We start from the raw sequence: 14,619 nt of genomic DNA, 5'->3' as shown, positions 1-14,619 counted from the left end.
CATCAAATACGATTTTTTTATGTGAGGAGTTAGATAGATGGCAAAAAGGAAAAATGGATGGACCAAAGAAAAAATTGCTCGTTATATGAAAGAAGGAAGAGGACAAGGTGAGCTAATAGAATATATCCCCTGGTTGAAGATTCAGGATGTTCCTTCAAGTGGGAATGTTACTCGTTTGATGGGATGGAAAACTAAACGACAGCACGAATTTTTATCCAATTTAGAACTTGGTTATTTTTATCTATTGGAATGGTCAAGGGATGTATACGATATTAGAGAGCAATTCCCATTAGATATAGAGTTGACATATAAAATTTCAGAAGAAAAGGGCATACCACATTCTATTGATAAGTCTACAAACACGAAGATTGTGATGACAACTGATTTTTTTATTACTGTCTTGAAAAATAATAAGAAATCCTTTCTCGCTCGCACAGTTAAACCGAGCAGTGAATTAGAGGATAAAAGGGTAATTGAAAAATTTGAAATTGAGAGAGAGTATTGGAATTCAAAGGGCGTAGATTGGGGAATAATCACAGAAAATGAACTGCCAGAATCTTTAATAAAAAACATTCAATGGGTCCATAAATATCGTTTGTTGGATTTGGACCAGGATGTAGATTTAACTAAAACCTTTCTTAAATCACTCATTAATGCTACTGATATAAACATAAGCATCATCCAATTTTGCAATGAATTTGATGATGAATATAATTTAGAAACAGGTATGGCGCTTAATTATTTTAAATACTTTATAGCTGTTAAAGTAATTGGTATAGATATGCAGCATCAAATTAAGATAAATAATTTAAAGAAAAGCGATCTAATTATTAGTGAAGATTGGAGAAAACAATTTGATTACATTAGCGGTTAATGAATTAATAAAGGATATAGTGAATGAGAAAATATATCGTCTTTTATGGATTGATGAAGTATACGATTTTTCTTATGTCATTGACATAGAAGATTCAAAAGGCGTACCAAAAATGTTCAAAATGAAGGAAATATATGAAGGTATAGTTCTAGGGACATTTATTAAGGTAGAATCTCCAAATACTGAAAAACAATTATTACATAAGATGAATATAAAAGGGCTTGCGATAAGGGATAAAGCTTGGTCAATTATCAAAGATATAGTAAAAGAAGAACCATTAATATATACAAGAGAATGGAGAGGGAAACAGATAGAAAAATTAGTTAGTATGAATGTATGTACAAAGGCCACTGCTTATAAATATTTACGTAGATATTGGCAGGAAGGGATGACAATTAATAGTTTGCTCCCTAATTATAATAATTCGGGAGCCAAAGGGAAGTTGAGGGAAGGCGGTGATAAGAAAAGAGGTCGACCAAGACTTAGTGATACTGAAGGGATAAATGTTACAGAAGAAATAAAGGCTGTTTTTAGAAAGGCCATAAAAAAGTATTATCTTTCAGATAAGAAAAATTCATTTATACATGCTTATAAAATGATGATAAAAGAATATTTTGCAGGCGATATTCATTTCAAGGATGGGAAAAAGTATATCAAAATTTTAGATCAGAATAGTATCCCTACGTTAGCACAATTTAAATACTGGTATAAGAAGGAATTTGATATTAACCAAATAATTATTAATCGAGAGGGAAAAAAGAAATTCGAACGTGATTACAGAGCCGTTCTTGGTTCGTCTACTTACGAGTCAATGGGTCCAGGTACACGTTATCAAATTGATGCAACAATTGGAAATGTATATCTAATTTCTAGTTATAATTCAGATTGGATAATCGGTAGACCCATTATATATTTTGTTGTAGATGTATTTACCCATATGATTACGGGATTATATATCGGTCTTGAAGGTCCCTCCTGGGCTGGCATGATGATGGCAATTGCAAATGCAACGGCGGATAAGAAAGAATTTTGTAGTAAATATGGAATTGAAATTTCTAATGAATGGTGGCCAGCTGAACATTTGCCTGAAATCATAGTGGGTGATAGAGGAGAATTAGAAGGATACAACGTGAATAGCTTAATTAATGGTTTAAATGTATCAATTGAAAACAATCCATCATTTCGACCAGACTGGAAAGGAATAGTAGAGAAACTATTTGATACTTCACAAGAAAAAATAAAACCATTCTTACCAGGATATATACAAGCAGATTTTGGCGAACGTGGTACAGAAGATTATAGACTTGGGGCCAAATTAACTCTTGAACAGTATACAAAAATCATAATTAATTTTGTCTTACATTATAATAGAAATTTCTATATGAGAAATTATTCTAGAAGTACAGATATGATCGAGGCAAAAGTTAAACCCACTCCAATTGAACTTTGGAAATGGGGGATTAGAAATAGAGCAGGTAGATTGAGGAAAGTAAATCCGGATATAGTTAAGTTTTATTTAATGCCTAGGGATAAAGCAACTGTAACTGCTAAAGGTATAAAATTCAAGGGAATGTTGTACAGCTGTGAAACTGCAATAAAAGAGTCATGGTTTGTTCTAGCCAGAAAAGATGGAACTTGGAAAGTCGAAATTTCATTTGACCCTCGACACATAAACAATATTTACCTTCATACTAATAATGAATCATTATTTGAAGTTTGTTCATTGCTTGATCACCAAGAAAGATATCAGGATAAAGCAATCGAAGAGATTGAACAATTAATAAAAAAAGAAGTACAAGATTTTAAAAAGAATGAACATCATTTACTTCAAGAGGAAATTAATTTTTTCAGTAATATTGAGTCAATTGTTGAGGAATCAGTTAGAGCCACAAATCAAACACAGACGAAGAATATAAAAAAGGCTCAAAAAACGAAACGTATTAAGGTAAATAGACGAGTAGAAAAATCTTTACTAAGAGAGCAAGAAGCATTCCAAATAGGTATTGGGGAAAAAAACAAGGATACAGATGTTATAGATTTTGAAAGTACTGGTAAAAATGGTGTTGAATCAAATAGACCTTCTATTAAAGAATTATTTAATAAAAGAAGAGGAAAAAAAGATGAATGATCAAAGAATTGTAACGTTAGAAAGTGGAAAAAGGGTACTATTAGCTGAATATCGAAAACAAGAAATCGTTGATTATAAAGAAAATCCTCTTATAGAAGCATTACCTCCAATTCTATCTTTGGAAGATGCTTTTGATCTACTTAGCTTTTTGCCGGAGTATCATCCAAGTGAAAGGAATTTATCTATACATCATCGCTATCATGCATTACTACGTTTATCACGCTTTTATCAACCAATTGCACAAACTTTAGATTTAGAACAACGTTTTTCACGATTTATTAGGTACGGCTATGTAAGTAGAAATCCTTTTCAAAAGCAACATGTTCAAGCACTTAATGAATTGCATACTAAGTTGTTGAATAATGAATATTTAGGTTTATCACCAGATATTAGAGCTTCAGCATCAAGTTTTACATTGATGGGTTTTTCGGGGATTGGTAAGACTTCAGCAATTGAAAGGATTTTATCATTATACCCACAAGTGATTTTACATCAACAGCCCTTAAATACAATTCAAATTGTATGGCTCAAATTAAATTGTCCATATGACGGCTCGTTAAAAACGCTATGTATGGATTTTTTTCAACAAATAGATATTCTATTAGGAACAAATTATTATGAGAAATACGGCAGGCGTTCTAATTCAATAAGCTCGATGGTCACAAGAATGGGTCAAGTTGCTCGATTACATACGTTAGGTGCCTTGATAATAGATGAGATACAACATCTGTTATCAGCAAAAGGTGGGGCATCAGAAGTTATGATGAACTTTTTTGTGACATTAGTTAACGAAATTGGGATACCTGTAATGTTTATAGGTACTATGAAGGCAAAAGTATTATTACAAAAAGATTTTAGACAAGCAAGAAGAAGTAGTGGACAAGGTGATATGATATGGCAACAAATGAAAAAGGATGATGATTGGGAAGTTTTAATTACGAGTATGTGGGAATATCAATGGACTAAAGAATATGCAGAATTAAACAAGGTAATGATGGATACAATTTATGAAGAAAGCCAGGGAATTGTAGATATTGCAGTGAAATTATTTTTCCTTGCGCAAACAAGAGCAATTGAAACTGGGGTTGAAAAAATTTCTCCAGCGATGATTAAATCAGTGGCAAAAGAAGATCTAAAACTACTACAACCAATGCTTAAAGCTCTAAAAACAGGGATTGAAAGTGAAATTGCAAAATATGAAGACATAATCCCTATGGATATTGAAGAATATTTACAGAATCACATACCTGTTATTGATATTAAGGCACAAATTGAGGCTAAAAAAGAGAAAATCGCTAAAAGTCGAATGGAAAAAGAGCTTTCAAAATTGGAAAAACTCATTATATCCTTAATAAATCTTGAAATTAACGAAAAAGACGCAGAGAGTGCTGCGAAATTTGTCTTAAAAAAGAATTCTGATTTAACAATAATGCAGTTGATGGCTGCATCAATAGATTACATTGAAAACAAAAAACAAAATAAGGTAAATGTGAAAAATAAAACAGGTAAAAACGAGTTAAAAAAAATTATAGACAATGGGAAAAAACAAAAAAAATCAGCTTATCAATCCTTAAATGAAAATGGTTATATTAAAAATCCCCTTCAAGATTTTATTTATATATAAAGGAGTATAAGGCATGTTAGCATTTTTTCCGAGGATATATGAAAATGAGTTGCTATATAGTGTTATTAGCAGGTATCACTATTTTTCGGGGAATTTAAACATTAAAGATACCACCAGGGATTTATTTGGTAAGGGTAAATTAAATATTATTCCTGATTTACCTACGGATTTAAATGCGTTAATAGAGAGAGTTCAACACTTTTCAGATAAGCGTCTTATTGATTGGCTAGATCAGCATACTTTATATAACTACTACACAAATTTCACTAATCTAAAGGTGAAGAAACATGTTTTAGAAAGAATGACTGAAAGCACTGGAAAGCACAGCTTACACCATATTACTGGCCAAGTAGCTGGAAATGTAAAAGAACATGTTTATTTTCGTTATTGTCCTGTATGTTTGAAAAATGATATAGAAGTCTACGGAGAAACGTATTGGAGAACATATCATCAATTACCGAGTGTTTTTGTGTGTATAGAACATTCCACGTTTTTAAGAAACAGTAATATGTCATATAGACAGAGAAAATCATCTTTTGCCCAACCAAGTTTGATGAATTGTACTTCAATTAATGATAGTAATCCAGTAACTTTTCCTAAAATGAGCTTTGAATTATTGCTCAAAATATCCATGGAAAGCTACAAAATAACCGTAACTGATTATAAATTTAATCAAGGGATGTTATTTGAAATATATCGATACTTACTCGGCCTTAAAGGATATAAAAATTTGAATGAAACAATAAATCAAGATAAGTTGAGAGAAGATTTCATATTGTTTTATGGGAAAGACTATTTAAGATTAATGCAGTCCATTCCTTGTGGAGTTGAAGGGAAATGCTGGTTGAAATCCATTACTAGAAAACATAGAAAGTCATTCCATCCGGTAAGGCATTTATTACTTATTAATTTCTTCGGGGAATCAGTAGATACAGTGCGTTATTGTCTCAATAAGAACGATAATCCGTTTGGAGAAGGGCCTTATTTATGCTTAAATCCTGCAGCATATCATTATCAGAAGCCGGTTATAACTGAATTAAAAATCTCTAGATGTTTAACTACTAAAAAACCTATAGCTACTTTTTATTGTACCTGTGGATTTATATATTCAAGAAAAGGTCCTGATATAGATCAAAAGGATAAGCAGAAAATCGGTCGAATTAAACAGTTTGGAGACCTATGGATGAAAAAGCTGCATTATTTAGTGTATGAGGAAAGGTTAAGTTATAGAGCGTGTGCTAAATTACTTAAAGTAGATACTAATACTGTTATTAAATATATAAAAAATCAAGGAAGACAAAATAAGAAGAACGATTATTTACCAAGCAACAACAGAGAACAATGGTTATTGCTGAGAAATAAATACCCCTCCTTATCTAAAACTGAGCTGAGAAAAGTAAATCCTGCACTGTATATGGTGTTATATAGAAATGATAAAGAATGGCTTAATGATAACTCTCCTGTAATACAGAGAAGGAAAGTACATGATGAACGAGTTGATTGGAGTATGAGGGATTATGAACTTTTAAATGAAGCCAAAAAAGCTGTTCAAGAATTAATGAAAAGTAAAAAACCTGTTAGAATTACAAAAAGTCTAATTGGAAAACGAATCAAACGTACCACACTTCTAGAAAAAAAAATAACAAAGCTGCCATTAACAATGCATTATATTAACTCAATAAGTGAATCGGTTGAAGAATATCAGAAAAAACGTATTAAGTGGGCAGTTAAACAATTGGAAAAGGAAGAATTGACGGTATCGAAAATTTGTCGAAAAGCAGGTATAAAAAAGTGCTATTATCAAGATTTAAAGGAATATATTAATAAATATATAAATGAACATCAATAAAGTTTCTGTTGTAATAGGATAACTTTATTGATGTTTTTATTTTTTAGAAAGAGCTTATGATGAAAATATACAATCATTAACCTAAATAGTTTGATTCTTAATTAGAGGACGTACTTGCTTATCAATATAATACTTAGGCGTCCATCCCTTAAAGATATTATCTAGTACATACGAATCGAAAAGGCTAATTCCTATATCCATAGTATTCCCTACTACGGCGCCTGACAGAGCGCCTATAGGTCCTGCAACTGTACTTCCAATAATACCTCCTAACGCTGTAACACCAAGTACTCTTGTTAGTTTCCCAATAGGTCTTTCTAAAATTGATTTAGAATTAGTAATTGTATTAATGTATTCTCTAGTGATTTCATATCTATCTGAGTGAGAAGATGTACTATCAATCCAAGCCCTAAACTTTTCAGCATTTTTACCTTCTCTAATTTTCGGGAGATCTTTAACATCAAATAAACCTTCGTTCACTAATTGTGAAAATGTTGGCACTCCCTCAATTCTAAAAATTTCATCTACAACATTTTCTATAGCATTTAAATCTTTTAATTTTTGAAATTCACTACGATTTAGGGTTAATAAATCAAAAGAGTTATATGTGTTCAATTGGTAAGTTGATAGTAAAGTTAGATCGTAACACTGTGTAGCAAGATTCACAAGTCGTTTTCTTTCCTGTTGATTTAAATCCATGATGTCCTTTTCCATTGGTAACCCTAAGTCAGTAAATAAATTGTCCTTGTAGCCCTCATGACCAAACCTAACAGCATCTTCTGCCAAGTTTTTGGGGGGTAACTTATAATTCTTTATTACTTTTCGAGTAATATTTCTTCTTATCTTTCTTGAATAGGAATTACTCAAAAATTTTAAGCCACTCATAATTGATTCTTCGGGATCTATATGAACGCTTGAGCTAAAGTTAAAAGACTGAAGAGGGAAAATGCCAGGAATATTATCCACATTATAAGTAACTCCTGAGTTCCATAATACAAAATTGATTGCTTTTTGTTCTAATAAAGCTTCAACAGTTTTAAGCCCTAAAGTATTTATTAAGAAAGCTATCGGAATATTCTCTCCATAAACTTTAAAAGTAATGCTGTCATGAACTAAGAGTTGTTCAATAAGAGAATTTTTGATACTTTCATACTCAAGTGGAAAATTATTTACATCTTTAATTAAGTGTTCATTACCTTTAATAAAGTATTTTCTTGTAAAGTCATTAAGATTATCATTATAAACCCCAACCATTAGTACTATCCCTTCCATAAAATCCAATTTAAATACAAAATTTCACTTTATTCCATTTTAATATACATTTTACTACAATAAAATTATTAAAAAATTTTATTAACATGATTTTTTTCTGTTGCATATAATAACTTATAAGAGTACGCTTATATAAGAAAACGGTTATATAACGGAGTGAGGTGAATCAGCGATCAATAAAGGAAATGCAGCTAAAGCAGTTAGTGATGCTAACCCTTTAAAATTATTAGCCAGTTTAAACAAAAACGAACTTTGTGTATGTGATTTAGGGGGATTAGAAACACTACAGGTTAAATGAAGTTCAAGCCCTTTACATTAAGGCTATTATCGATGAATTAGAGCCTATCTTATTGAATAAGTGTGCTTGTACTCTTGAAGAAGGTGAGACTTAACATGGGTTCAATAAAAGCTTATTTATCTAGCAAAGAAGCATCAGAACGGGAGGAATTGCAATTGTCAGAAACAGTCATATGCAACTTTTTCAATCAAATACATGGTGCTAATTGGAGGAGATATGTTTGTTAGGTCAGATATTTATAATGGGCATATATTTATTAATTATTTTAATGCTTTCATATATCACAATGGAATTTCAGAGAAATAAAATTAGTAAACAATATTTTTTAATTTGGTTAATAAGCGTTTTTTTAACCGGTCCTATAGCATTTATCATATATGTTATTTTGGATAAGAAAAAAGAAGTAACTAGTGAAAATTTAAAATAGGTATGTCCATTGAGGGGGATTCTATAAAGTATAATTAATTAACTGTAAGTAAAAGCTAACAGTCTCGCTTACAAGTAACACATTATTAACCTCTTGCATATATTATAAAATAAGCGTATTCTTATATAAGAGAATAATTATATATAGGGGGAGATAAAATGATTCAGCTATCAATAATGGAAAAGCAGCTAAAAGCAGTTAGTGATGCTAACCGTTTAAAATTATTAGCCAGTTTAAAAAATGGCGAAGTTTGTGTATGTGATTTAGTGGACATATTAGAAGTTTCTCAACCAGCTGTTAGTCAACAATTACGTAAATTAAAAGAGGCTGATATTATTTTAGAAAGAAAAAAGGGGACTTGGAAGCACTACAGGTTAAATGAAGTTCAAGCCCCTTACATTAAGGCTATTATCGATGAATTAGAGCCTATCTCATTGAATAATTGTGCTTGCACTCTTGAAGAAGGTGAGGCTTAACATGGGAAAACCTTTAACAAAACAGTTATCTTTTCTAGATCGTTATTTAACATTATGGATTTTCCTTGCAATGGGATTAGGTATAGTATTAAGCATTATTTTTCCAAACTTTAAGGATACATTAGATAAACTATCTGTCGGTACCACATCGATTCCTATTGCAGTAGGTCTTATTGTTATGCTTTACCCTCCACTTGCTAAAGTGAAATATGAAGAAATGTGGAGAGTATTTAAGGATTGGAAGGTATTAGTCCTGTCCTTATTGCAAAACTGGCTTTTAGGACCATTTTTAATGTTCTTCCTAGCAATCATCTTTTTACGTGATTACCCAGAATATATGGCTGGGCTTATCCTGATTGGGATAGCTAGATGTATTGCGATGGTTATTGTGTGGAATGATTTAGCGCGAGGTGATAATGAATATGTAGCTGGTTTAGTTGCATTTAACTCTGTATTCCAGATTTTATTTTATTCAACTTTTGCTTATTTCTTCTTGGATGTAATGCCTGGCTGGTTCGGTATGGAAAATTTATCTGTTTCAATTTCCATGTGGGAAATTACAAAAAGTGTTCTGATCTATTTAGGAATCCCATTTGCTGCAGGTATATTAACACGAGTTATCGGCATTAGATTGAAGGGGAAAGATTGGTATCAAGAGAAATTCATCCCTAAAATTTCACCCCTTACATTAATTGCTTTACTATTTACAATTGTAATGATGTTCTCATTAAAAGGAGATAAAATTGTTGCTTTACCATTAGATGTATTACGTATTGCGGTTCCTTTATTAATTTACTTCTTAATTATGTTTATTGTGTCATTCTTTGCATCTAAGAAGGCTGGAGCAAGTTATCCAGTAACAGCTGCGCTCTCCTTTACAGCTGCAAGTAACAATTTTGAATTAGCAATAGCAGTGGCAGTAGCCGTATTTGGAATTAACAGTGGGGAAGCATTTGCTGCAGTTATTGGCCCCTTAGTTGAAGTACCGGTTCTAATAGCACTTGTAGGTGTTGCGTTAAGATGGCAGAAAAAGTACTTTAAAATCAAATTATAGTGGAGTGTACAAATGAAAAAACTATATTTCTTATGCACAGGTAACTCTTGTCGTAGTCAAATAGCAGAAGGGTTTGGAAAAAAATATTTAGGCACTGAATGGGAAGTGCGCAGTGCTGGTATCGAAGCTCATGGATTAAATCCTAAAGCAGTCAAAGTGATGGAAGAAATCGGTATCGATATTTCTAAACAACAATCAGAAATAATTGACCTTGAATATCTAAACCATTCAGATTTAGTTGTGACTTTATGTGGGGATGCTGAAGATAAGTGTCCTATGACGCCTCCACAAGTTAAACGGGAACATTGGGGTTTCATGGACCCTGCGAAAGCAACAGGGTCAAAAGAAGAAATATGGAAAGTATTTCAGGATGTAAGAGATGCTATTGGTGAACGTATAGAAGATTTTGCGAAACAAATGCCTAGATAAGAAATTCTAGGCTTTGTTTTAAATATATATATAAGAAATTACTTATGTAGGGAGAGTTAATAATGGAGAAAATTGAAATTTATGATCCAGCTATGTGTTGTGAAAGTGGAATATGTGGACCATCTATTGATCCAGAATTATTACGCGTTTCATTTATTGTGAAAAATCTACAGAACAAAAATTATCCGATTGAGCGTCATAACTTATCAAGTGATCCACAAGCATTTGTAGACAATATACATGTAAATGAGATCCTTAATTCTTTGGGAGTAAATAAGTTACCTTATGTATTTTTAAATGGTGAGCTAATGATGACTAACCGCTATCCAACAAATGAAGAGTTTGCAGATTGGACTGGGGAAGATATCGGAGAACTAACTAAAAAACCGAAAGTACGTTTATCTTTAAATACAAAAGGCGGCGGTCTGTAATGGAACGCTTTACAAAACAACATTTCCCTAAAACGAAATATCTCTTTTTTACTGGCAAAGGTGGGGTTGGAAAGACTTCTGTTGCAAGTAGCTTGGCATATTCCATTGCTAGTGATAATAAGCGTGTTTTGTTAATTAGTACTGACCCAGCTAGTAATTTACAAGATATTTTCAATCAGTCTTTAACAAATGAACCATCCTTGATTCAAGGAACAACTTCGTTATATGCATTAAATTTAGATCCTGTGCAAGCTGCAAATGATTATAAAGAACAAGTAATCGCTCCATATAGAGATAAGTTACCTGAGGTAGCCATTCAATCTATGGAAGAGCAAATGTCTGGAGCCTGTACAGTTGAAATCGCAGCTTTTAATCAATTCTCAGCATTATTAACTGACCAAAAGGTTCATGAGGAATTTGACATCATTATTTTTGATACAGCTCCTACAGGTCACACGTTACGTTTACTGCAACTCCCAATGGCTTGGAGTGGTTTTTTAACAGATAATTCATCCGGAGCATCTTGTCTAGGACCTTTAGCTGGGTTAGAAGGTAAAAAACAAATGTACAAAAAAGCAGTCGATGTTTTATCAGATGCTAATCAAACTACATTGATGCTAGTTACACGTCCTGATATCAATCCATTAAGAGAGGCAGCAAGAGCTTCTCAAGAACTTTCCGAAATAGGAATCGATAATCAACAGCTAATAATTAATGGAGTACTAGAGGTTTGTGATTCAGAAGATGTTTATGCTAGTGCTTTCAAAAAACGACAGTCTTCAGCTTTGGATAAAATGCCAGAGGAATTAGTTGAATTACCTACGTATACCTTGCCACTCGCTCCATATACAATTACATCATTAGAAAGAATGGACGCATGGTTTAACAATAAACCTATCAATGAGTTCTCTTCAGAAAATATAGGTGAAGATTATCCATTTACTTCGTCTTCCATTCATAAGTTAATTGACGAGTTTATAGAAAATCCTAAACGTGTTATTTTCACGATGGGAAAGGGTGGCGTTGGAAAAACTACCGTAGCAACACTTATTGCTTTAGGTCTTGCCGAAAAAGGTAAACCTGTACATTTAACAACAACTGACCCCGCAGCGCACATTAAATGGATACTCGGTGATAATAAACCAGAATCATTATCCATTAGTAATATTAATCCAGAAACAGTTCTGGAGGAATATAAAAAAGAAGTATTACTAAAAGCAAGTGAATCAATGGATGAAGATGGTCTTGCCTTTGTACGCGAAGATTTAGAATCTCCTTGTACTGAGGAGATAGCTGTATTTAGAGCGTTTGCAGAAGTCATTGAATCACATCCAAATGAAATAATCGTTATCGATACAGCACCAACTGGTCACACTCTGTTGTTACTTGATTCTACAGAAAGCTATCATAAGGAAATAAGTCGTTCTTCTGGCGATATACCGATTGCTATACAACATTTATTACCTACATTAAGGGATCCAGCTAAAACATCGGTCTTAATTACAACATTACCCGAAGCAACACCTGTTTATGAAGCTGAGCGTTTACAAAATGATCTTAAAAGAGCTGGGTTGCATATTTCCCATTGGATTGTGAATCAATCATTCCACAATCTAAAAACAGAGCATCCTTTATTATCGCAAAAAGCTAAACATGAATCTAAATGGTTAGAGAAAGTTAATTCTTTATCGAATAAAAAAACTGTCTTAATTCCTTGGAGTCTAGAAGAACCAACAGGATTAGATGGATTACACAGTTTATTGGAGGAAAAATAAGATGAATATGACTGAAAAGGCAAAAGAATATATCTTAAATGCATTGGAAGAAAGTAATGTAGATACACTTCGTTTTTATGGAATTGCAGGATGTTGTGGAATGAATCTAGCGGTTGGTCTTGAGCCAGCTAAAGAGGGTGATCAAATAGAGATAGTAAACGACGTAAAAATTGCTATCATGCCTGAAATGGCTAAAGAATTACAAGGTGTCACTATTAATATTGAAGAACAAAATGGAGAAATGGGCTTGGTATTAGACGGGTACACACCAGGTTGTGGCTGTTAGGATTTTATTATGACTGTTAATCACTCAAGCACATTATCAGTAGAGTATTTTATAAGTTACTTGGAACTTGTGATGGATGCAAAACAAATCTCCTTAAAAGAAGCAAGTCAATATATGAATGAGCAATTTTTTAAAGGTAACCCTAATTTATATGGGGAAAATACTGCATTACAATTTAAGAAAGCAATAGAACAAATAGAAAAGAAGGGGTAAAAAATGAAAGAAATAAAACTATTTACTTCAAGTCAATCATCCTGCTGTGGAGAGGAAGTTACTAATAATTCTTGTTGTACATCAGAAACAGTAAATGAAACATCGTGCTGTTCTTCACCTGAAACTAAGGTAGTAGAAGCTTCAAGCCAAATACAATATAATTTAGATTTACCAGTAGCAATCATTGGTGCAGGACCTGTTGGTCTTGCAGCAGCAGCAAATTTAGCGTTACAAAAAGTACCTTTTATTGTTTTGGAGTCGGGTCAAAATGTAGCTCATAACATTCGTAAATGGCAACATGTTCATTTGTTTAGTCCATGGCAATACAATATTGATAAGGTTGCGCGCAAATTGCTAGAAAAAACAGACTGGAAATCTCCTCAAGATGACATTTTACCAACTGGGAAAGAATTAATAGAACAATATTTGGAACCATTAAGTGAACTGCCTGTGTTAAAAAAATCGATTCAATATAATTCAAAGGTTGTTTCTATTTCTCGGAAAGAAAATGACAAAATGAAAACCATAAATCGTGAAAAACAACCATTTGAGATTTATGTAGAATCCAATCGTGGATTGGAAATCGTAGAAGCCCGAGCCATTATTGATGCGACTGGAACGTGGGGAAATCCAAATCCAGCTACTTCTAATGGGGTTTGGCTTTCTTCTGAAAAGGAGTGCCAAGAACATATTGAATATGGAATCCCCAATATTATCCAGAATACGACTCGCTATGCCAATAAAACTATTGCAGTAATTGGCGGCGGACACTCTGCCATTAATACATTGCTTGAATTAGCTGATCTTCAAAATAAATACCCACGAACAAAACTAATTTGGATATTACGCAAAAAGCATGTATCGGATGCATTTGGTGGAGAAGAAAAAGATGCTTTAGAAGCACGAGGAGCGTTGGGAACGAAAATTCATTCATTAGTTAATGCAGGAAAAGTGGAAGTATATACACCATTCTACACAATGCAAGTTAAATCAATGGACGGACAATTAGAGCTTATGGGTCGCTATAATGATAAAGTGATATCCATTACAGACATTAATGAGTTAATTGTTAATGCAGGTAACCGTCCAGATTTTTCAATTGAACAAGAGCTTCGGTTATCTATCGACCCAGCAACAGAAAGTGTAGAAGCACTTGCACCGCTAATCGATCCAAATCTTCATAGTTGTGGTACAGTTCGCCCTCATGGAGAGGCAATTCTTCGACAACCAGAGCAAGGGCTTTATATTGTTGGAATGAAGAGTTATGGACGCGCACCAACATTCTTAATGGCAACTGGTTATGAACAAGTGCGTTCCATTACAGCCTATTTAGCAGGAGATGTAGAAGCTTCAAAACGTGTTGAGCTTGATTTACCAGAAACAGGAGTTTGTAGTATAAATCTAAATAATAATGAATCTTCTTGTTGTTAATTAGTAAATCAAGTGAAAGCAAAATCTTTAAGAAAGAAACCATTGTAATTAA

At 32.8% G+C, this 14,619-nt stretch carries 14 protein-coding genes; 13 read left to right on the top strand and 1 reads right to left on the bottom strand.

Annotation, left to right across the window (positions count from 1 at the left end):
• Positions 1–37: 37 nt before the first annotated feature.
• The 4 genes from M2M59_RS15360 to M2M59_RS15345 are packed head-to-tail and all read left to right on the top strand — an operon-like array spanning position 38 to position 6,475.
• A complete protein-coding gene (locus M2M59_RS15360) occupies positions 38–874 on the top strand; it encodes a TnsA endonuclease N-terminal domain-containing protein (RefSeq protein WP_249775035.1) in 837 nt (278 codons plus the stop codon).
• Positions 855–3,002, top strand: coding sequence for a Mu transposase C-terminal domain-containing protein (locus M2M59_RS15355; protein ID WP_249775034.1), 2,148 nt, complete (start codon positions 855–857; stop codon positions 3,000–3,002). Before M2M59_RS15360 ends, M2M59_RS15355 begins: the two co-directional genes overlap by 20 nt.
• Entirely contained in the window at positions 2,995–4,626 is a 1,632-nt protein-coding gene (locus M2M59_RS15350; protein WP_249775033.1) for an ATP-binding protein, read from the top strand. Before M2M59_RS15355 ends, M2M59_RS15350 begins: the two co-directional genes overlap by 8 nt.
• A gap of 13 nt (positions 4,627–4,639) precedes the next feature.
• Positions 4,640–6,475: a TnsD family transposase gene (locus tag M2M59_RS15345; protein ID WP_249775032.1), complete on the top strand. Its 1,836-nt coding sequence runs from the start codon at positions 4,640–4,642 to the stop codon at positions 6,473–6,475.
• Between the two features lie 81 nt (positions 6,476–6,556).
• On the opposite strand, the gene M2M59_RS15340 is transcribed toward M2M59_RS15345, so the two are convergent.
• Positions 6,557–7,729: a hypothetical protein gene (locus tag M2M59_RS15340; RefSeq protein WP_249775031.1), complete on the bottom strand. Its 1,173-nt coding sequence runs from the start codon at positions 7,727–7,729 to the stop codon at positions 6,557–6,559.
• 411 nt (positions 7,730–8,140) lie between these two features.
• Here M2M59_RS15340 and M2M59_RS16485 point away from each other — a divergent pair, with 411 nt between their 5' ends.
• From M2M59_RS16485 to M2M59_RS15300, 9 genes are all read left to right on the top strand, one after another.
• Complete coding sequence (locus M2M59_RS16485; RefSeq protein ID WP_256467883.1) at positions 8,141–8,272, top strand: hypothetical protein; 132 nt, start codon at positions 8,141–8,143, stop codon at positions 8,270–8,272.
• Between the two features lie 358 nt (positions 8,273–8,630).
• Entirely contained in the window at positions 8,631–8,948 is a 318-nt protein-coding gene (locus tag M2M59_RS15335) for an ArsR/SmtB family transcription factor (protein WP_371923792.1), read from the top strand.
• Between the two features lies 1 nt (position 8,949).
• Positions 8,950–10,002 carry an ACR3 family arsenite efflux transporter gene (arsB, locus tag M2M59_RS15330; protein WP_249775030.1) on the top strand — a complete coding sequence of 351 codons (1,053 nt, stop codon included), beginning with the start codon at positions 8,950–8,952 and terminating at the stop codon, positions 10,000–10,002.
• 12 nt (positions 10,003–10,014) lie between these two features.
• Positions 10,015–10,431: an arsenate reductase (thioredoxin) gene (arsC, locus tag M2M59_RS15325; RefSeq protein WP_249775029.1), complete on the top strand. Its 417-nt coding sequence runs from the start codon at positions 10,015–10,017 to the stop codon at positions 10,429–10,431.
• A 62-nt stretch (positions 10,432–10,493) separates the two neighbouring features.
• The gene (arsD, locus tag M2M59_RS15320; RefSeq protein WP_249775028.1) at positions 10,494–10,862 is read left to right on the top strand and encodes an arsenite efflux transporter metallochaperone ArsD; all 369 of its coding nucleotides are present in this window, start codon (positions 10,494–10,496) and stop codon (positions 10,860–10,862) included.
• Positions 10,862–12,637, top strand: coding sequence for an arsenical pump-driving ATPase (arsA, locus tag M2M59_RS15315; protein WP_249775027.1), 1,776 nt, complete (start codon positions 10,862–10,864; stop codon positions 12,635–12,637). The genes arsD and arsA overlap by 1 nt, the downstream gene beginning before the upstream one ends.
• Position 12,638: 1 nt before the next feature.
• Positions 12,639–12,923 carry an iron-sulfur cluster biosynthesis family protein gene (locus M2M59_RS15310; RefSeq protein ID WP_249775026.1) on the top strand — a complete coding sequence of 95 codons (285 nt, stop codon included), beginning with the start codon at positions 12,639–12,641 and terminating at the stop codon, positions 12,921–12,923.
• 9 nt (positions 12,924–12,932) lie between these two features.
• Positions 12,933–13,136 (top strand): hypothetical protein, encoded by a 204-nt coding sequence (locus M2M59_RS15305; RefSeq protein ID WP_249775025.1) that lies wholly within the window; start codon positions 12,933–12,935, stop codon positions 13,134–13,136.
• Between the two features lie 3 nt (positions 13,137–13,139).
• On the top strand, positions 13,140–14,567 hold the full coding sequence (locus tag M2M59_RS15300) for an NAD(P)-binding domain-containing protein (protein ID WP_249775024.1): 1,428 nt from the start codon (positions 13,140–13,142) through the stop codon (positions 14,565–14,567).
• Positions 14,568–14,619 lie beyond the last annotated feature (52 nt).

The sequence above is a fragment of the Rummeliibacillus sp. G93 genome (assembly GCF_023515935.1).
Lineage (GTDB): Bacteria > Bacillota > Bacilli > Bacillales_A > Planococcaceae > Rummeliibacillus > Rummeliibacillus stabekisii.
The sequence above is the reverse complement of the archived record's forward strand: the minus strand, read 5'-3'. Positions and strand labels throughout refer to the sequence as shown.

Coding starts and splice junctions, on each gene's coding strand:
- M2M59_RS15335 (WP_371923792.1), top strand. CDS start 8,631: ATGATTCAGCTATCAATAATGGAAAAGCAGCTAAAAGCAGTTAGTGAT.
- M2M59_RS15305 (WP_249775025.1), top strand. CDS start 12,933: ATGACTGTTAATCACTCAAGCACATTATCAGTAGAGTATTTTATAAGT.
- M2M59_RS15345 (WP_249775032.1), top strand. CDS start 4,640: ATGTTAGCATTTTTTCCGAGGATATATGAAAATGAGTTGCTATATAGT.
- M2M59_RS15310 (WP_249775026.1), top strand. CDS start 12,639: ATGAATATGACTGAAAAGGCAAAAGAATATATCTTAAATGCATTGGAA.
- M2M59_RS15350 (WP_249775033.1), top strand. CDS start 2,995: ATGAATGATCAAAGAATTGTAACGTTAGAAAGTGGAAAAAGGGTACTA.
- arsA (WP_249775027.1), top strand. CDS start 10,862: ATGGAACGCTTTACAAAACAACATTTCCCTAAAACGAAATATCTCTTT.
- M2M59_RS16485 (WP_256467883.1), top strand. CDS start 8,141: ATGGGTTCAATAAAAGCTTATTTATCTAGCAAAGAAGCATCAGAACGG.
- M2M59_RS15340 (WP_249775031.1), bottom strand. CDS start 7,729: ATGGTTGGGGTTTATAATGATAATCTTAATGACTTTACAAGAAAATAC.
- arsC (WP_249775029.1), top strand. CDS start 10,015: ATGAAAAAACTATATTTCTTATGCACAGGTAACTCTTGTCGTAGTCAA.
- M2M59_RS15360 (WP_249775035.1), top strand. CDS start 38: ATGGCAAAAAGGAAAAATGGATGGACCAAAGAAAAAATTGCTCGTTAT.
- arsD (WP_249775028.1), top strand. CDS start 10,494: ATGGAGAAAATTGAAATTTATGATCCAGCTATGTGTTGTGAAAGTGGA.
- M2M59_RS15300 (WP_249775024.1), top strand. CDS start 13,140: ATGAAAGAAATAAAACTATTTACTTCAAGTCAATCATCCTGCTGTGGA.
- arsB (WP_249775030.1), top strand. CDS start 8,950: ATGGGAAAACCTTTAACAAAACAGTTATCTTTTCTAGATCGTTATTTA.